General features: G+C 62.8%; 17 protein-coding genes. 6 read left to right on the top strand and 11 right to left on the bottom strand.

The features are described 5' to 3' along the window. Positions 1 to 3: 3 nt before the first annotated feature. The 4 genes from BLS08_RS22310 to BLS08_RS22295 form a co-directional block, all read right to left on the bottom strand. Positions 4 to 1,410 carry an FAD-dependent oxidoreductase gene (locus tag BLS08_RS22310; protein ID WP_017676552.1) on the bottom strand — a complete coding sequence of 469 codons (1,407 nt, stop codon included), beginning with the start codon at positions 1,408 to 1,410 and terminating at the stop codon, positions 4 to 6. Positions 1,411 to 1,415: 5 nt separating this feature from the next. After that, on the bottom strand, positions 1,416 to 2,861 hold the full coding sequence (locus BLS08_RS22305; RefSeq protein ID WP_017676551.1) for an aldehyde dehydrogenase family protein: 1,446 nt from the start codon (positions 2,859 to 2,861) through the stop codon (positions 1,416 to 1,418). 10 nt (positions 2,862 to 2,871) lie between these two features. Beyond that, positions 2,872 to 4,062 carry an aromatic ring-hydroxylating oxygenase subunit alpha gene (locus BLS08_RS22300; protein ID WP_026088532.1) on the bottom strand — a complete coding sequence of 397 codons (1,191 nt, stop codon included), beginning with the start codon at positions 4,060 to 4,062 and terminating at the stop codon, positions 2,872 to 2,874. A 415-nt stretch (positions 4,063 to 4,477) separates the two neighbouring features. After that, the gene (locus BLS08_RS22295) at positions 4,478 to 5,404 is read right to left on the bottom strand and encodes a LysR substrate-binding domain-containing protein (protein WP_017676549.1); all 927 of its coding nucleotides are present in this window, start codon (positions 5,402 to 5,404) and stop codon (positions 4,478 to 4,480) included. 240 nt (positions 5,405 to 5,644) lie between these two features. On the opposite strand from BLS08_RS22295, the gene dusA reads away from it, so the two are divergent. Further along, the gene (gene dusA / locus BLS08_RS22290; protein ID WP_082469401.1) at positions 5,645 to 6,646 is read left to right on the top strand and encodes a tRNA dihydrouridine(20/20a) synthase DusA; all 1,002 of its coding nucleotides are present in this window, start codon (positions 5,645 to 5,647) and stop codon (positions 6,644 to 6,646) included. On the opposite strand, the gene BLS08_RS22285 is transcribed toward dusA, so the two are convergent. Then, entirely contained in the window at positions 6,643 to 6,942 is a 300-nt protein-coding gene (locus BLS08_RS22285) for a transcriptional repressor (RefSeq protein WP_017679276.1), read from the bottom strand. The two genes, dusA and BLS08_RS22285, sit on opposite strands and share 4 nt — an antisense overlap. A 195-nt stretch (positions 6,943 to 7,137) precedes the next feature. On the opposite strand from BLS08_RS22285, the gene tal reads away from it, so the two are divergent. Further along, complete coding sequence (gene tal, locus BLS08_RS22280; RefSeq protein WP_090337561.1) at positions 7,138 to 8,064, top strand: transaldolase; 927 nt, start codon at positions 7,138 to 7,140, stop codon at positions 8,062 to 8,064. A 131-nt stretch (positions 8,065 to 8,195) separates the two neighbouring features. On the opposite strand, the gene rssC is transcribed toward tal, so the two are convergent. Together rssC and rssB are read right to left on the bottom strand one after the other, a co-directional pair. After that, positions 8,196 to 8,678: an anti-sigma factor antagonist RssC gene (rssC, locus tag BLS08_RS22275; protein WP_026088796.1), complete on the bottom strand. Its 483-nt coding sequence runs from the start codon at positions 8,676 to 8,678 to the stop codon at positions 8,196 to 8,198. A gap of 8 nt (positions 8,679 to 8,686) precedes the next feature. After that, entirely contained in the window at positions 8,687 to 9,871 is a 1,185-nt protein-coding gene (rssB, locus tag BLS08_RS22270; protein WP_045735379.1) for a two-component system response regulator RssB, read from the bottom strand. Between the two features lie 213 nt (positions 9,872 to 10,084). Here rssB and BLS08_RS22265 point away from each other — a divergent pair, with 213 nt between their 5' ends. Beyond that, on the top strand, positions 10,085 to 10,384 hold the full coding sequence (locus BLS08_RS22265) for a PilZ domain-containing protein (RefSeq protein ID WP_017679273.1): 300 nt from the start codon (positions 10,085 to 10,087) through the stop codon (positions 10,382 to 10,384). A gap of 56 nt (positions 10,385 to 10,440) precedes the next feature. On the opposite strand, the gene BLS08_RS22260 is transcribed toward BLS08_RS22265, so the two are convergent. Continuing rightward, complete coding sequence (locus BLS08_RS22260) at positions 10,441 to 11,145, bottom strand: MlaA family lipoprotein (RefSeq protein WP_017679272.1); 705 nt, start codon at positions 11,143 to 11,145, stop codon at positions 10,441 to 10,443. A gap of 104 nt (positions 11,146 to 11,249) precedes the next feature. Between BLS08_RS22260 and BLS08_RS22255 the strand changes: the two genes are divergently transcribed. The 3 genes from BLS08_RS22255 to BLS08_RS22245 all read left to right on the top strand — a co-directional run bounded on the left by BLS08_RS22255 (position 11,250) and on the right by BLS08_RS22245 (position 12,822). Further along, positions 11,250 to 11,660, top strand: a complete 411-nt coding sequence (locus BLS08_RS22255) for an acyl-CoA thioesterase (protein ID WP_090337558.1) — start codon at positions 11,250 to 11,252, stop codon at positions 11,658 to 11,660. A gap of 62 nt (positions 11,661 to 11,722) precedes the next feature. Beyond that, the gene (locus BLS08_RS22250) at positions 11,723 to 12,439 is read left to right on the top strand and encodes an HAD superfamily inactivated hydrolase PcrP (protein WP_090337556.1); all 717 of its coding nucleotides are present in this window, start codon (positions 11,723 to 11,725) and stop codon (positions 12,437 to 12,439) included. Positions 12,440 to 12,555: 116 nt separating this feature from the next. Beyond that, a complete protein-coding gene (locus BLS08_RS22245; protein WP_003460925.1) occupies positions 12,556 to 12,822 on the top strand; it encodes a DUF4404 family protein in 267 nt (88 codons plus the stop codon). A 206-nt stretch (positions 12,823 to 13,028) separates the two neighbouring features. Here BLS08_RS22245 and queF read toward each other — a convergent pair whose 3' ends face one another. The 3 genes from queF to BLS08_RS22230 all read right to left on the bottom strand — a co-directional run bounded on the left by queF (position 13,029) and on the right by BLS08_RS22230 (position 18,172). Next, positions 13,029 to 13,859: an NADPH-dependent 7-cyano-7-deazaguanine reductase QueF gene (queF, locus tag BLS08_RS22240; RefSeq protein ID WP_090337554.1), complete on the bottom strand. Its 831-nt coding sequence runs from the start codon at positions 13,857 to 13,859 to the stop codon at positions 13,029 to 13,031. A gap of 225 nt (positions 13,860 to 14,084) precedes the next feature. Then, positions 14,085 to 17,153, bottom strand: a complete 3,069-nt coding sequence (locus BLS08_RS22235; protein ID WP_090337552.1) for an efflux RND transporter permease subunit — start codon at positions 17,151 to 17,153, stop codon at positions 14,085 to 14,087. Then, positions 17,150 to 18,172: an efflux RND transporter periplasmic adaptor subunit gene (locus BLS08_RS22230; RefSeq protein WP_090337550.1), complete on the bottom strand. Its 1,023-nt coding sequence runs from the start codon at positions 18,170 to 18,172 to the stop codon at positions 17,150 to 17,152. The genes BLS08_RS22235 and BLS08_RS22230 overlap by 4 nt, the downstream gene beginning before the upstream one ends. Between the last annotated feature and the right edge of the window lie 61 nt (positions 18,173 to 18,233).

Here is an 18,233-nt window from a genome sequence, read left to right as displayed (position 1 = left end):
CCCTCAGGCCACTGATCGTTGTGCGTTCTGGCAGCTTTGCAGCCAGCTGTTGCGTTGGGTCTGTGCCTGTCGTCCGAGCAGGACGAAGCCGCACGCCAGCCCCTGGGCATCGTAGAAACCGGCGCTCAGACCATCGGCGCTTGGTGTGCAGCGCCACTCACCGGCGGTGCCAGGTGCCGGCGCCAACAGGCACAGCGGCGCGGCCGGGGTTTTCACCGTCACCGGCATCAGCGGATAGCTCACCGCCGTCGGCTGGCCGAGCAAGGTCTTGCTCAGCGCGGCGATGCCCTGGTTGATTGGCGCCAGATAGGGCAGCAATTGCCCATCGACCTCGATGCAGTCACCCAGCGCGTAGATGCCCGGCTGCGAACTCTGCAGCTGAGCATCGACCCTAATCCCACGGCCCACGGCCAGCCCGGCACACTTGGCCAGGCCCAGATTGGGCTGCAGGCCGACGGCCGAGAGCACCAGATCGGCCTCCAGGCTTTCGCCATTGGCCAGGGTCAGGCAGTAGCCCTGCTCCAGCGCATCGACGCGGCGCAGGGTGTTCTGCAAGTGCCAGCTGACGCCCAGCGCGGCCAGCGCACTTTGCAGATGTTGCCCAGCTTCGGCCGGCAGCAGGCGCTCCATCGGCCATTTACCGAGGCCGATGACGCTCACCTGGAAACCGCTGGCCGCCAGGTCGTTGGCGAACTCGCAGCCGATCAGGCCGTCGCCGAGAATCGCCACGCGTCGCACGCCGACCAGGCGTTCGCGGAAGCTGCGGTAGTCATGCAGGTTGTTGACGCTGATCAGCGCGTCGCTGGCCCCTTCGATGGGCAGGCGAATCGGCGCGGCACCGCTGGCCAGCACCAGTTGGCCGTACTCCATCTCACCGATATTGGTGTGCAGGCGCCGCGCCGTGGTGTCGATGCGCTCCACGGTGCAATGCGGGTAGACGCGAATCTTCAGGCGCTTCTCGATGGCCAGCGCCGACTCACCGGCCAGCGCGTCGGCGCTCTTGCCTTGAGCCAAGCCGATGGACAGCGCCGGCTTGGAATACAGGTGCCCGGATTCCTGAGTCAGCACACGTATTTCTACCTCGGCATCGGCGCGGCGCAGGGCCTGGGCCAGGCCATAACCGGCATAACCGCTGCCGATGATGACGATGGGCTGACGCACGTCGGCCGCCAGCGTCTGCAGCGGTTGCGGCGGCACCGGCAGCGGCGTGCTGAGCGGCGCTGCGGCGGCAGCGACGACCGGGCTGATATCGAGCATCTCGAAATCTTCCTTGCCGACTTTGCATTCCGGGCACTTCCAGTCCGCCGGTACGTCTTCCCAACGGGTGCCAGCGACAATGCCGTCGTCCGGCCAGCCCAGGGCCTCGTCGTAGATGAGGCCGCAAACCACACACAGCCAGGTCTTGAACATTGCGCTCACTCCCCCGCCACGCGAATGGCGATGTTCTTGGTGCGTACGTAGCTGTACAGCGCTTCCTGGCCCTTCTCGCGGCCGAAGCCTGACAGGCCAACACCGCCGAACGGCGTTTCGATGCCACCGGCATACCACTCATTGACGAATACCTGGCCAGCGCGCAGGCGCCGCACGCAGCGCATGGCGCGGCTGATGTCCTGAGTGAAGACGCCGGCGACCAGACCGAAATCGGTGCCATTGGCAATCTCGATGGCCTGCTCTTCACTGTCGAAGGGGATGACCGCCAGCACTGGGCCGAACACCTCTTCCTGGGCGATGCACATGTCCGCGCGCACATCGCGAAATACTGTCGGGAGCATGAAGTGCCCGGCCAGTTCGTTATGAGCCTCGCCACCGGTGGCCAGTACCGCGCCTTCATCGACTGCGCGCCGACACAGGGTTTCGATTCCAGCAAGTTGAGCAGCACTGACCACCGGGGTGAGGTCCGGGTTGTCCTGGCCGAGACCGACGCTGAGCCCTTCGGCCAGCTCGACCACCGCCTGGACGATGTCTTCGTAGATCTCGCGTTGCACCAGCAGGCGCGACATGGCCGAGCAGACCTGCCCGGCATTGAAGAAAATGCCGTTCTTGACGCTGGCCAGCAGTTGCTTGCGGTCGACATCGGCGAAGGCGATGGCGGCCGATTTGCCGCCCAGTTCCATGACGCTGGGAATGGCGTTGGCCGCCGCATCACGGAGAATCGATTGGCCGGTAGGCACCGAGCCGGTGAAGACGATCTGGTCGACCTTGGCGCTGCTCACCAGGTGCGCTCCGACCTCACGACCGCGGCCGCAGATCAGGTTGATCGCACCCTGCGGCAAGCCAGCCTTGACGATGGCGCGCACCAGCACGCACATGCCCAGCGGCGACAGCTCCGGCGACTTGATCACCACCGCGTTGCCGGCTGCCAGCGCCGGCGCCAGGGAGCGAGCGCAGATGGACACCGGGAAATTCCACGGCACGATCTGCGCAGATACGCCCATCGGGTCGTAAACAGTGAAGTCCATGTAACCGTTGCCTAGCGGGATCGAGGTGCCCTCGATCTTGTCCGCCATACCGGCGTAGTACTCGAAGTAACGCGCGGCTTCGATGAACTCATCGCGGGCATCGTTGATGCTCTTGCCATTCTCCTGGCACAGCACCCAGGCGCCTTCGTCCGCCACCGCGCGGATTTCCTCGGCGATACGCAGCAACCAGCTGACCCGTTGCGCCGGGCGGGCGCGGGTCAGCTCACCGCTGTCGGCGCAGCGACGCGCCGCCAGCAGCGCGCGCTCGGCGTCTTCGACGGTGGCCTGGGCAATGGTCGCCAGTGGCTCGGCGGTACCGGGGTTGTTCACGCTCAGGTGCTGGGCACTGTCGACCCAGTCACCATCGATGTAATTGAGCCAGTGAGAGGCGATCGGATACATGACGGCCTCCTCAGGCGTTCTGCGCGATGGTCAGCAACTTGCGCGCGGCCCACTGGTGGAAGTAGTGCGTCGGGATGTCCATTTCCGGGGAGAACGCGCCGCCGCCGTAACCCGGCGAGTGACGGCCCTTCTGCATGCCCTCGACCGAGGCGATGTCCTCGGCGAACACCACTTTCCACGACTCCAGAATGGCGTTGCGGCAGGCGGCGTACTCGTCGCTCAGCGCCTCGTCACCGACATAGAACAGGCGCAGGTGCTCGATGGTACGGCCCGGTGCGACCGGTTCCAGCTGCATGGCGAAGGCATGGTCGGCCTGGATGCCCAGCAGCACGTTGGGGAAGAAAGCCACGTACTCGGCGTTGCGCAGGCGGTCCTGCGGCCAGCTTGGGAACTGCGGCAGGTGGGTGCCGGCAACATCGGAGAGGTTGTAGGCGTAGCTGCCCTGGCCGGCGAATTGCTCGTCGAAGAGGATGTTGTAGTGATCTTCCAGGCGCGAGTAGGTGTTCAGGCTCGGGTGCACCCACGGCAGGTGGTACGCCTCGCAGTAGTTCTCCACGGCCAGCTTCCAGTTGCAGGCGATGTCGAGGGTGGTGGAGTCCATGTTGGCGCGGCGGCGCATCAGGCCCATGCCGTCATCACCGAGGAACTGGCTCCAGCGCGCGGTCAGCGGCGCCAGCATCTCTTCCAGCGGCTGCGCGTCGCCGGACAGGTTGACGAATACCATGTCCATCCAGATGGCGCTGCGGATGGCCTTGAGGCCGTGCTTCTCGCAGGCGAAACGCTCGTCCTTGTGCTTGTCGATGCCGCCCACGTGCGGCGTGCCCTTGAGGCCACCGTTGAGGTCGTAGGTCCAGGAATGGTACGGGCAGCGAATCACGCCCTGCACGGTGCCGGCCTCTTCCACCAGCTTCATGCCACGGTGGCTGCAAACGTTGTGGAACACCTGCACCAGGCCTTCACGGTTGCGCATCAGCAGCAGCGGCAGGCCCATGAAGTCGACCGGTTTTACCGAGCCGTTCTGGCTCAGGTCGCTGGCGAAACCGACACAGGCCCAGGTCTTGCCCATGACCTGGTCGCGCTCGAGCTCGAACAGTTTCTGGTCGGTATAGAACTCGTTGGACAGGCCGGTGGCTTGGTGGATGGGTGCGAGTACGGTTTCCAGTTGGTGCACTGGGATTTGCTGAGAAGTGGCTTGAGTCATTGTTGTTATCCCCTGCAAGGCACGGTGGTGGTGATCGGCAGTCGCTAGGGCGCTGCTCGTTGGTCACCAGTGTCGAAAAGCAGGGGATTGTTCGACAAACGATTTTTTGCACTGATATTTATGATAAAAAATCATAAATATCAGAAGAGATGGGTGAGTAAAGCCAGTGATTACGCGGGCTGATGCATGTCGTTAACTCATCGACTCATGACGAGAAATGGTTTGTCCGGCGTTGCCGCCGGTGCCATCTTGCCGCCACTGCGCAACGCTCTGCAGGCACTTGCCTACCCGGCAAGCGCTGCCTGCTGCGCAGCGGTTCCACGCCAACAGCCGCGAAACCGCCTTCCTCACTGATCGCCCACGCTACGGGCGACGTACGAGCTGCCTCAGGCCAAAAGCCTGCGGCAGCCTCGTTTCAACCCGCCTGAAGCTCATCACCGGACTCGCTGGTAACCTGCTCCATCAACCAGTTGCGAAAGCGCTGCACGCTCTGTCGACTGCTGCGCCCCAGCGGTTCGAGCAGGCAGAACTGTGCATCGGTATGCAGCGTGACATCGATGGGTCGCACCAACGCGCCGGTCTGCAGGTGGTTGTCGACCAGGTTCGACCAGGCCAGCGCAATGCCCTGCCCGCTCAGCGCCGACTGGATCAGCATCGAATAGCTGTTGATATTGATTCGGTGCCGCGGCTCGCGCGCCTTGTAGCCCAGACGCTGGAACCACTCCGGCCAGCTGATCCAGTCACGCTGCGGGTCTTCCAGCCACAGCCAGGTGCCGGTGGCCAGCTGCGTCGGGTCGCAGAAATCCGGGTGCTTGGCCAGGTAACCAGGGCTACACACGGGGAATACTTCTTCGGCGAACAGCGGCGTCACCTGCATGTTCTTCGGCGGCGTGCGGCAGTAGTACAGCGCAAGGTCGCAGTCCAGGCGGGAGAAATCCTTGACGTGGTCATAGGCGATGATGCGCAGGTCCACTTCTTCATTGTCTCGCTGGAACTCGGCGACCCGCGGCAACAGCCAGAGCGAGGCCATGGCGGTGCTGGTCACCACCGTGACCTGTTGCGCGCCACGCCAATGACGAATCTCGCCAGTGGCATGGGCCAACTGCAGCAGGGACTCACGCACCGTGTCGTAGTAGTGGCTGCCGGTCGGGCTGAGATTGATCTCGCGGGTGGTGCGCTCGAACAGGGTCTTGCCGAGGTAGTCCTCAAGCAGACGAACCTGCCGGCTGATCGCACCCTGGGTGACGTTCAGTTCCTTGGCCGCGAGGGTGAAACTCAGGTTTCGCGCGGCTGACTCGAACGCCACCAGGCTGTTGAGTGGAGGCAGAGGTTGAATCTTCATGCAGGCAATTCACGCAGGCGTTGTTGTTATTTGGCCGCTGTCTGGAGAGCGGCTCGACCTAAAGCATGCAGCTTGTAGCGTTAAACCGATACGCGTCGCGAGAGAAAAGTCACAGCTCTGGTAGACTTGCACGCCGTTGCCAGCAGTTGCGCCACTGTGCGACGGATACCAGTAAAACAGCGCCGCGCCAGAGTTTCTTGCCTGAAAACCCCGTCAACACGTCAGAACGCGTCATCCCACATGTCTTTAGAAAATGTTGTAGCCACGCCGTCCGCCCTGTCTCGCCGTTTTTCCGTCGCCCCGATGATGGATTGGACAGACCGCCACTGCCGGTTCTTTCTCCGTCAGCTGTCGCGCCATGCCCTGCTCTACACCGAGATGGTCACCACCGGCGCGCTAATCCATGGCGATCGCGAGCGTTTTCTGCGTTACAACGAGTGCGAACACCCGATTGCCCTGCAGTTGGGTGGCAGCAACCCGCAGGACCTGGCGAGCTGCGCGAAGATGGCCGAAGAACACGGCTATGACGAAGTGAACCTGAACGTTGGCTGCCCCAGCGACCGGGTGCAGAACAACATGATCGGCGCCTGCCTGATGGGCCATCCCGCGCTGGTGGCCGACTGCGTGAAAGCCATGCAGGACGCCGTGAACATCCCGGTGACGGTCAAGCACCGCATCGGTATCAATGGCCGTGACAGTTACGCCGAGCTGTGCGATTTCGTCGGCCAGGTGCGTGATGCCGGTTGCCGCAGCTTCACCGTGCATGCGCGTATCGCCATCCTCGAAGGCCTGTCGCCGAAGGAAAATCGCGAAATCCCGCCGCTGCGCTACGACGTGGCTGCCCAACTCAAGCAGGACTTCCCCGACCTGGAGATCATCCTCAACGGCGGTATCAAGACCCTTGAGGAATGCGAGCAGCACCTGCAGACCTTCGACGGCGTGATGCTCGGCCGCGAGGCCTATCACAATCCCTATCTGCTGGCGCAGGTGGACAGTCGCCTGTTCGGCGCCGCGGACGCGGGCATTTCCCGCATGGACGCCCTGCTCACACTCAAACCCTACGTCGAACAGCATCTGCGCGAGGGAGGCACCCTGCATCACGTCAGCCGTCACGTGCTGGGCCTGGCTCAAGGCTTCCCAGGTGCGCGGCGCTTCCGCCAGTTGCTGTCGGTGGACATTCACAAGGTGCAAGACCCGCTAGCGCTGCTCGACCAGGCAGCAGAACTGCTACGCGGGCATTAATCCGGCGCGCTGAGGCGGTAGCGGCTACGCCCCGTCGTCTGCACCAGACCGTTTTCCTCCATGCGGCGCAGCACCTGGCGCACGCTGACCAGCGATAGCGGTTCGCCGGCGTCGCTCAGTTGCCGATGCAGCTCGCGCGCGGAGATACCCTCTTCGTCATTGGCGCTGCACAGCGCCTCCACCACCTTGAGCCTGGGCATGCTGAAGCGCAGCCCGGCGGCCTGCAGCCACTCACGACACTGGCGCGTATCCAGGCCTGCGGAAACTGAACGAGAAAGCAGGGTTTGGGTCGACATGTTCGGGCTCCTTGGCAGCTCGTCTAAAGTCGGACTCCACCGACTTCGGTACGTTCTCACGTACCGTCATTACTAAAGACGAACGAGCCAGCGAAAAGCGCAGCCCGAAAAGGTAAATTTTGTCAGTGACCCGACCGTTGAGCGCTTGCAGCGCCTCGGGTAAGGTCATGCCATCTGCAACGACAAGGCCTCGTCATGACCTCCAAGCTGGAACAACTCAAGCAGTTCACTACCGTAGTCGCTGACACCGGTGACCTCGACGCCATCGCCCGGCTGCAACCGGTGGATGCCACCACCAACCCTTCGCTGCTGCTCAAGGCGGCAGCCCTGCCCCGCTATGCCGATCTGTTGAATCAGGCAGTGAGTACCGGCAAGGGAGACTTGGGATTGGCCTGCGATCACTTCGCGGTGGCCGTCGGCCAGGAGATCCTCAAGGTCATTCCGGGGCGCATTTCCACCGAAGTCGATGCGCGCCTGTCGTTCGACACCGACGCGACCCTGCGCCGCGCCGAGCGCCTGATCGGCCTTTACGAAAAAGCGGGTATTGGCCGCGATCGCGTACTGATCAAGATAGCTTCGACCTGGGAGGGCATCCGCGCCGCCGAGCAGCTGGAAAAAGCCGGCGTGCAGACCAACCTGACCCTGCTGTTCGCCTTCGCCCAGGCACAGGCCTGCGCCGATGCCGGCATATTCCTCATCTCGCCGTTCGTGGGGCGCATCTACGATTGGTACAAGAAGGCCGAGGGCCGTGATTTCGTAGGCAACGATGATCCTGGCGTGCAGTCGGTCAAACGCATCTACAACTACTACAAGGCCAACGGCTACGACACCGTGGTGATGGGGGCAAGCTTCCGCAACCTTGGTCAGATCGAAGCGCTGGCCGGTTGCGACCGCCTGACCATCAGCCCCGACCTGCTGCAGAAACTGGCTGAGGACGATGGCCAACTCAGTCGCCAGCTCGCCTCTGGTGCTACCGGCGAACCTCGCCAGAGCCTCGATGAAGGCGGCTTCCGCTGGGCGCTGAACGAAGACGCCATGGCCACCGAGAAGCTGGCCGAAGGCATCCGCCTGTTCGCCCGCGATCAGGAGAAACTCGAAGCCCTGCTGGCCGCCAAGGCCTGAATGACAAAGGGGCGTCAGCCAAGCTGACGCCCCTTTTCATTGCGAGTTCGAAACCTAGGGTGCGCCGTGCGCGCCAGCGATCTTCTTTGCAGGTATCGGTGCGCGCGGCGCACCTACAGGAAAGCGGAAGATCAGTGCCGCTCGAGCGCGCTGACCAAATCGTGAAAGGCCTCGCGATTGGAGTCGTTGAGCCCCATCAGAATGCGGTGCGCTTCCAGCACCTTGGCCTTCACCACCTCTTCGGACTGATCCTGCGAAGGCAGATCATCCAGACAATCCGGGCAGGGAATCGGCCGATCGACGATGTTGAACACCTGATCGAAACCCATAGACTCCAGCAAACGGGTGATGTCGTCGTGAGTGGTGACAACGGTCGGCAACAGGCCCACCTTCTGCCGCGACAGAATGGACAATTTCGCCAGCAAACCGAGAGTCGTGCTGTCGATACTGCGCGTTTCAGTCAAGTCGATGACGATGGCCGAAAAATTCAACGCGGTGAAAATCTTTTCAATCGTGGCATCCAGAGCTGAACACAGCGTCAGACGGACTTCACCGACAAACTTCAGGACGAAGGTTCCATCCTGCTCGGCGAATTGGATGCGACCGGGGCTTATCCCAGGATTCATGCAAGGTTCCTGCTCAACACCAGCAAGGCGATATCATCCGGCATCTCGCCCAGATTGGCCAGACCGAGAACTTGACGCAAACCGCCCAGCGTACCGCCTGCTTGGCTAACCAGTTGTGGCAGCGCCAATTCCTTCTCTTTCAGCGTGTCGCCGGGCAACAGGTCGAGAATGCCGTCGGAGAGCAGGGTCAGGCTGAAAGACTCAGGCAACTGCATCACCAGATCGCCGTATTCGGCTTCTTCGAAAAGGCCGACCGGCAGACCGCGGCCTTCCAGGTAACGCGCCTGGCCATTCTCGAACAGCACCGGCAATGGCAGATGCCCGCCGATGCTGTAGGTGAGCATGCCGCTCTCCTCGTCGATCACGCCGCCGAGCATGGTCACGTGCTTGCCCAGCTTGCAGTTGATCAGGCCGCGGTTGATATGGCCGAGCACATCCGAGGGTTTGAACTGCGGCAGCGTACCGCCACGCCGCCACTCGTAGAGCAGGCGCGTGGTCATGAACTTGAGCAGCACGGTGACGAATGCCGAGGACGCCCCATGACCGGAGACATCGGCCAAATAGAACGCGATGCGTCGCTCGTCGATACGGAAGTAATCGACGAAGTCACCGGACAGGTACAGCGACGGAATGATCTGGTGCGCGAAGTTCAGGCCATCGGCCTGCCAGGGCGTCACCGGCAACATGTTCATCTGCACCTGACGGCCGGCGTTCTGGTCTTCCTGCAACAGATGCAGGCTGGCCTGGAGCTCACGATTGGTCGCCTCCAGCTTCTCGCGATAGAGCTGGTTCTCGACGCGCAGACGCGCACGATCCAGCGCGCGACGCACCGAGTGCTCCAGCACCGCCAGGTCTTCGAGAGGTTTGATCAGGTAGTCGGCAGCGCCGAGACGCAGGGCTTCGACGGCATCGTTCATCACGCCGGCGCCGGAAACGACGATCACCGGCACCTCGACACCCAGCGCGTTGATACGTCGAATCAGTTCAAGACCGTCGACCTGCGGCATGCGCAGGTCGCAGATCATCAGGTCGGGGCCTTCCTGCTGGAACACTTCCAGCCCCTGCAAACCGTTGTTGGCCTGCAACACCTTGAAGCCGCTGTCCTCGAGGTAGGCCGCGAGGCTTGCACGTACGACATCGTCGTCGTCGATGATCAGCAGAGTGGCACTGGTTTTGTGCATGGGGTATCCAGGCAAACTGCGCCAGGGCAATTTTGGTCACTGCCCATGGCGCGGCGCCGCATCTATGGCGCCAGGGCGATTTCAAGGGGCAGACGGTACTCCCATCTGCCGGCCGATTCAAGCCGGGACCGGTCGTCGTTCGGCGGCTTTACAGGTCAAATCGACGAGGGTTATAAGAGCCGCGGGAGAGCTCATAAGAAGAGGACAGGGTCCATGAGTCAGAATGATCGAGCGTACAGCGAGAAACGCGACTACATCCGCATGCGACTGGAAGCTGCAGTCGTCCTCCATCACGCTGGCCGGGAAATCCCTGCACTGTGCCTGGATCTTTCCAGTACAGGCATGCAAATCGAGGCTGAAGCGGCCCTGAGCATGGGCGACAAGGTCAAGGTCCACATCCCTTCAGAGCACAGCGAACTCGCCGGGCTCGACGCCCAAGCCGAGGTGGTGCGAATAGGCGATCTGGGCGACGGTCGTCAGTCGCTGGGCCTGGCAATCATCTCCATGAGCTGAAATCTGCATTTACGAAAAAGGCGGCTCAGAGGCCGCCTTTTTCGTATCTACAGGGCTTAGAAATCGTCTTCGACTTGCCCATCCTTCACCTTGAACTCACGGCTCTGCAAGTAGGCGTTGCGGATGAAGATGTACTTGTCGCCGCTGACCAGTCGCTCGGCCTGCAGCAGGTTGGCACGGGTGTCGACCACCTGTACGCCACGGGTGACGTTGCGCGTCGGTACGTGATCCATGTACGGATACGGCGTCAGGAAGCTGTCCGGCACTCGACCGGTGGCATCACGCACAGTGCTTGGGCCGAGGAGCGGGATGACCAGGTAAGGGCCGCTGTTCAGCCCCCAGACACCCAGGGTCTGACCGAAGTCTTCGTCATTCTTGCGCAGGCCCATGTGCTTGGCCACGTCGAAGAAGCCCAGCACACCGAAGGTGGTGTTGAAGATCAGGCGACCGGTATCGACGCCGGCGTTGTGCAACTTGCCCTGCAGCAGGTTGTTGGCCAGATTGCCAACGTCGCCGATATTGCCGAAGACGTTGTGCACGCCATCTTCGAGAAACTGCGGCGTGACAGCCCGGTAACCCTGGGCGATCGGCTTCAGCGCATAGGTGTCGACGGTATCGTTGAAGCGGAAGATGGGGCGATTGAAACTCTCCCAAGGATCTTCTTCCGAAGCGGCCTGACTCATCGCAGGCAGCAGGCTGAGGCCGACGAGGGCCATCAGGCCACCCAGGCGCGCGATCCAGCGAGCACCGATCACATGCATTTAAATCTCTCCTTGAGGAAAATAATGTGGCCACCGCCAGCGGGCCGAATGCCGCGTAGTATAAAGCCTGGAGCCCTGATTGGGCAGCATAGCGAAGAAAAGCGATGACCGACAAAACCTTGCTGCACACGGCACACATCCCTGTACGCTGGGGCGACATGGACAGCTACGGGCACGTCAACAACATCATCTACATGCAGTACCTGGAAGAAGCCCGTGTCGCCTGGTTCGAGCTGGCCGGCGTAGCCATGAGCAACGTGCCGTTCGGTCCGGTGGTACTGCAAACCCAGCACACCTACCTGAAACCGGTGATCCACCCCGCCACCGTGGTGGTGGAACTGAGGGCTGGCGCGGTGGGGCGCAGCAGCCTGGTGATCGCTCACCGGCTGACCACCGTCGAAGACCCGCTCACGGTCTACGGTAAGGGTTACTGCAAACTGGTGTGGATCGACCACGAAGGTGGCAAGTCGGTAGCCCTGCCGGAGCATGTACGCGGCCTGTTCAACGTCACCTAGCAGTCACATTACGGTCATCCGTCGGCGTTAGATTGGCCTAGGCCAATGCCACGGATGATCCCATGCCCTCCCCCTGCACCGCCCTGATCTTTCAACTGTCCGGCTGCCTGGTCGACTTCGGCGCCCGCACGCTACCTGTCGCGCTGCAACGGCTGCATCCCGAGCGCACAACCGCGAACCCGACCGGTACGCCGCAACAGGCGCTGGATGCATGGTTAGGCAAGTCGGCAACCAGCACACAACTGCAGGCGCTGCAACAGACGCTGAGCGAGGTGGCCGGAGAACATGCCGAACTGACCCCGGGTGCTGCACAGTTGCTGCAAACCCTGCATGCCGACGGCACGCCCTGCGCCTGGCTGGACGACCTTCCAGCCGACGCCAGCCTGCGCCTGGCCGAAGCGCTGCCCACGCCCGTCGAAGCGGTGCTGGCGCGCCAGGCCAGGCCATGGCCGGCGCCAGACAGTTGCTGGCAGGCATTGAGCCAGCTGGACGTCGAGCACCTGGATGGCTGTGTTGTCGTCAGCGGTAATCCGCTACTGCTGCAAGCCGGGCTCAATGCCGGCTGCTGGACCATCGGCCTGGCCGCCTGCGGGCCACTGTGCGGCTACGCCCTGGCCGACTGGCAGGCACTGGGCGCGAGCGATCAGGAACACCTGCGCGCCGAGGCCACGCTGCAGCTCTATCGTCTGGGCGTGCACTCGGTGATCGATCATCTGGGAGAAATCGAGGCCAGCCTGGACGATATCGGCGTGCGCCGGAGCAAGGGCGAAAAGCCCTGAGCCTTTGACTCGGATCAGGCAAAGCCGGCCCGCTTGGATTAACCTTCAGGTACGGGTTGAAAACTTCCAGCGCCGCTGGGGGTCAATGCCTAAGCTGATTCGACAAGGAGAACTCTATGCCAGCAAGCGACCTGCAGCAGCAACTGGAAGCCCTCCAGCAACACCTGGCCCAGGACACGCCGCTCAGCGAGGAAGAACGCGCATCGCTTTACCTGCTGACCCAGGAAATCGAAGTGCAATTGGCGCGTGAAGCCGCCTCAGCGCCTGACGCCACGCTGATCGATGGCGTCAATCTGGCGGTGGAACGTTTCGAGGCCAGCCACCCTACCCTCGCCGGCACCCTGCGCAACATTATGCAGAGCCTGGCCAATATGGGCATCTGAATGCCCTGCCCCGGCTCAGGCCCGGCGTTTCAAGCAAAATGTCGCCGCTTGGCCAATGCCACTTAGCCAAGCGTCGATGCATCGAACGTGTAGGAGCGGCGCCCCGCCGCGAACCTGGGCGGGGCTGACGCGAAAAGCTTCGCCCCGGGGCGGGGCTCCTACAAAGGCCGCATTGGCAGCATTGTCTAAGCGGCATTTTTCATGGGTTACTGGCGCGCCAGGCGGCCATTTTCCGGCTTGAGCGCCTCGGTGCTGCGATACGGATTGATGTCCAGCCCACCACGGCGCACGTAGCGCGCATAGACAGTCAGCGACTGCGGCTGCAGCAGGCGCTGCAGATCGAGGAAGATGCGCTCGACGCACTGCTCGTGAAAATCCGCGTGCTGACGGAAGCTCACCAGATAAGCCAGCAGGCTGGCATGATCCAGCGCCGCGCCGCGGTACTCGACTACCAGACTGCCCCAGTCCGGCTGGCCGGTAACCGGGCAGTTGGACTTGAGCAGATGGCTGTGCAGGCTCTCTTCCAGCACCCGGCCAGCGTCGCAACGCAGCAGCTCGGGCTGCGGGTGGTCGTACTGGCTGACACTGATGTCCAGTTCATCGATGCACTGACCCGGCAGCGTCGCCACGCCCTCCTCAGAAACTTCAGCCAGCGAGCGCAGGCGCACCGCCACCGGCTTACCGGCCACCGCCGACAGGTCACGCACCAGCGTCGCTTGCAGCTCGTCCCAACCGGCGAAAGCGGACTGGTTCAGGGAATTGAGGTACAGCTTGAAGGACTTCGACTCGATGATGTTCGGCGAGTCTGCGGGGATGGCGAACTCACCGATGGCCACCACCGGCTTGCCGGACGGCAGCAGCCAGGACAGCTCGTAGCAGTTCCAGTAGTCCACGCCCTGATACGGCAGGCTGGCGCCATCCAGACCCAGCTCCGCCCACTTGGTGGTGCGCGAGATGGGGAATAGCAGCTCTGGGCTGTATTCGGCGATGTACTGGCTGGACTTGCCCAGCGGGGAATGTTCGGCGGGGTGCTGCATGGCGCGCAATCCAGGGTGGCGAAAAACCGCGCAAGTTTAACGGGTTGAGCGCCACGCCGCACCCGCGAAGCACTACGCAGACTACCTGTAGGAGCGAGCTCTGCTCGCGAATTGCCTTACAGCCAGAAGCTTCGCGAGCAGAGCTCGCTCCTACAACAAAAATCAGTAGCCCAGTGAACTGTGAGAGGCTGCAAAAGCTCGCCGCTAAAGCGCCTCCTACAGGATTCAGACCGCCACCGGCTCCTCCTCGATCTTGCGCAGTGGCGCCCAGCGGCGCAGCAGCAGGTACAGCGTCGGAATCACGTAGAGGGTGAAGAAGGTGCCGACCAGCAGCCCGCCGACGATCACCAGGCCGATCTGCTGACGGCTTTCCGCGCCGGCTCCGCTGGCGATGGCCAGCGGCAGCGAGCCGAGTACCATGGCGCCGGTGGTCATCAGGATCGGCCGCAGGCGCTGCACCGAGGCCTCGATCACCGCCTCGCGCAGGGCCTTGCCCTCACGCAGCAGGTGGTTGGCGAACTCGACGATAAGGATGCCGTGCTTGGTGATCAGGCCAATCAGGGTCACCAGGCCGATCTGCGAGTAGATATTCCAGGTGCCGCCGAACAGCTTCAGTGCCAGCAAGGCGCCGGCCATCGACAATGGCACACTGAACAGAATGATCAGCGGGTCACTGAAACTCTCGAACTGCGCCGCCAGCACCAGAAAGATGAACGCCAGGGCCAGGGCGAAGATCAGCAGAATGCCCGAGCTGGATTCCTTGAAGTCGCGCGACGTGCCGGTGTAGTCGTATTGCGTCTCTGGCGGAAATACCTCACGGGCGGCGACTTCCAGATGATTGAGCGCCTCGCCCAGGGTGTAGCCGGTGCCGACGTTGGCACTGATGGTCACCGCACGTAGCTGGTTGAAGTGATTGAGCTCGCGCGGCGCCACCGTCTCGCGCACCTCGATCAGGTTGGACAGCTGCACCATGCCGCCGTCACGGTCACGCACATAGACGCGATCCAGATCCTGCGGGTTGCTGCGGTCGACGTCCTGCAACTGCACCAGCACGTCATACTGCTCGCCATTCTGCTTGAAGCGGGTCACCTGACGGCTGCCGAACAGACTTTCCAGGCTGCGTCCGATCACCGATACATCGGTGCCGACCGCCACCGCCTGCTCACGGTTGACGGTGATCTTGAGCTGCGGCGAGTTGAGTTTGAGGTCGCTGTCCAGCCCCTCCAGGCCCGGATAATCACGCATGCGCTCCATCAGTTGATCGACGTAACCCTGCAGTTCGGCGTACTCCATGGACGAGCGCACGACGAAGTTGATCGGCTGGTTACGCGCGCTCTGTCCCAACGGTGGGCGATTGACCGGGGTAACGCGCATGCCGGCGATGTCCTGCAACTTTGGCAACAACTCATTGCGAATCTCGAACTGGGTACGCGAGCGGTCGCCCCAGTCCTCCAGCTTCATGAAGGAAATGCCCTGGGCCACGGTCGGAAAACCCGCAATGACCAGATAGCGATTGGTCTCCGGGATGCTCGCATAAGCAGCCTCGACCTCACGGGCGTAGCGCGCCGTGTAATCGATGGTGGCGCCGTCCGGGCCATTGAACACGCCGACGATGGTGCCGGTGTCTTCGGTCGGCGCCAGTTCCGAACGCAAGCCACCGAACAGCCAGGCGCACATCACGAAGGCGCCGAGCAGCACGCCAAGCACCAGCGGCCAGGCGTGCAGGGCACGGTCCAGGCTGTGCTTGTAGCTGTAGGTCAGGCCATTGAGGAAGCCTTCGATCAGGTTGTACACGCGGCCATGACGCTGTCCGTGCTGGTGCGGTTTGAGCATCACCGCGCACATCATCGGTGTCAGCGTCAGCGCCACGAAACCCGAGACCAGCACGGCGCCAGCCAGGGTCCAGGCGAACTCGGTGAACAGCTTGCCGGTGGTACCCTGCATGAAGCCGATGGGGGCGAAAACGGCTGCCAGGGTCAGGGTCATGGCGATCACCGCGAAGGCGATCTCGCGGCTGCCCTTGAAGGCCGCCTGCATGGGCTTCATCCCGGCCTCGATATGGCGATGGATGTTCTCTAGCATGACGATGGCGTCGTCCACCACCAGACCGATGGCCAAAACCATGGCCAGCAGGGTCAGGGTGTTGATGGTGAAGCCCATCAGCGACATCAGAGCGAAGGCGCCGATCAACGAAACGGGGATGGTCACCAGCGGAATCAGCGTCGCGCGCAACGAGCGCAGGAAGATGAAGATGATCAGGATGACCAGTGCCACCGCTTCCCAGATAGTGGTGAAGACGTTGTCGATGGATTCGCGGATGAACTGCGAGTTGTCGTTGGCCACCGTCATGTTCATGCCGTCGGGCAGCAACTCCTTGACGTCGGGCCAAGCGGCTTCGAGGCCATCGGAAATGTCCAGCGGGTTGGCCGTGGCCTGTTTGACCAGACCCAGAGTCACCGCCGGCAAGCCATTGAAGCGAACCACGGTGCGCTCGTCGCGCGGCCCCACCTCGGCGCGACCGACATCGGACAGCCGCAGCAGGTAGCCCTGCGAATCGTCGAGAATCAGCTCGTTGAACTGCTCCGGCGTGCGCAGATCGGTTTCCGACAGCACGCTGAACTCACGCTCGCGCGACTCGATGCGCCCGGCCGGGATTTCCACGTTCTGCCGACGCAGGGCGTCTTCCACGTCCTGCACGGTGAGGTTGTGCGCGGCGAGCTTCTCCGGATCGAGCCAGATCCGCATGGAGAAGGTACGCGCACCGCGCACCTGCACTTCGGAGACACCAGGAATGGTCTGCAGGCGATCCTTGATCACCCGCTCCAGCACGTCGGTGATCTCCATGGCGCTGTGCTGCTGACTGTGGAAGGCGATCCACACCACCGGTTGAGCGTCGGCCTCGACCTTCTGCACGATGGGCTCGTCCACCTCGTCCGGCAGCAGGTTGCGCACCCGCCCCAGGCGATCACGCACGTCGTTGGCAGCCTCGTCGGCGCTGCGGCCAAGACGGAATTGCGCGGTGATCTGGGTGTTTTCCGCGCGACTGATGGAGGTGACGAAGTCCAACCCCTCGATGCCGGAGAGTACGTCCTCCACCGGCTGCGCTACCTGCGACTCCATGATCTCCGGGCTGGCCCCTGGATAGGTGACCTGCACGGTGACGATGGGCACGTCGATATTGGGGTATTCACGCACATTGAGGCGGTCGTAGGCCATCAGCCCCAGCAGCACCACGATCAGCGACAGAACAGTGGCGAATACCGGCCGGCGAATGCAGACATCGGAGAGTGTCACGGCTGGCGCTCCCCGCTCTTGGTGCGTACGGCCAGCCCTTCGCGCACGCGCTGCCAACCGGCACTGATGATGGTTTCGTCGCCCTGCAGGCCTTCACGCACCTCGACCAGCCCGTCGAAACGCTTGCCCAGGGTCACTTCGCGGCGCTCGACCTTGCCATCGACCACCAGATTGACCAGCAACTTGTCGCCCTGCGGCATCACCGCCTCTTCCGGGATAACCAGCGCATTGGGCCGCTCTTCGAGAATCACCGAAACTCGGACGAACTGTCCGGGACGCAGGCGGCGGTCATCGTTGCCGATATGCGCGCGGATCGCCTGGCTGCGCCCGGCTTCGTCGAGGCGCGGGTTGATGGCGAAGATTTCGCCACGAAAGCGTTCGCCGGGGTAAGTATCGAGGGTGATTTCCACGGTCTGGCCGAGGCGCACCTGGGCCACGGCCTTCTGCGGAATACGGAAGTCGACCTTGAGCGGGTCGAGCACCTCCAGGTTGACGATGTTCTGCCCGGCACTGAGGTAGTCACCGACGCTGGCCTGGCGCAGGCCGAGCGTGCCGTCATGAGGGGCCTTGATCTGGGTCTTGTCGAGCCGCGCCTGGGCCAGGGCCTGACTGGCACGCGCGGCCTGCAGCTGGCTCTGCGCCTCGTCCAGCGCCTGGGCGTTGCTGGCACCACGCTGAAACAGCATCTGCGCACGCTGGTGGTTTTTCTCAGCGAGATCAAGATTGGCCCGCGCCTGGGCAAATTCGGCGCGGGCAATCGCATCATCGAGGCTGATCAGCAGGTCGCCGGCGGTCACCGCCTGGCCCTCGCGGAAATGCAGGGTGGCCAGGCGCCCTTCCACTTCCGGGCGAATCATCACCGACTCGTCGGAGCGCAGCGAACCGAAGGTGATCAGCTCGTCACGCACCTCCATCTGCCGCACCGGCACGATCTCGACCATTGGCCCTTCGGCAGCCAGCGCAGGCGTCATGAACAAGCCCAGACACAGCCATGGAAGAGCACGCAACAGCACGGTCATGATCAGCCTCTTTTTCTTGGTAGAGGCGGAGTCTAACCGGCTGCTGCGTTACTGACAGGGG

This window comes from Ectopseudomonas chengduensis (assembly GCF_900102635.1).
In the GTDB taxonomy this organism is placed as follows: domain Bacteria; phylum Pseudomonadota; class Gammaproteobacteria; order Pseudomonadales; family Pseudomonadaceae; genus Aquipseudomonas; species Aquipseudomonas chengduensis.
Note: the sequence above shows the minus strand (reverse complement) of the source record. Positions and strands in the feature narration are given on the sequence as shown.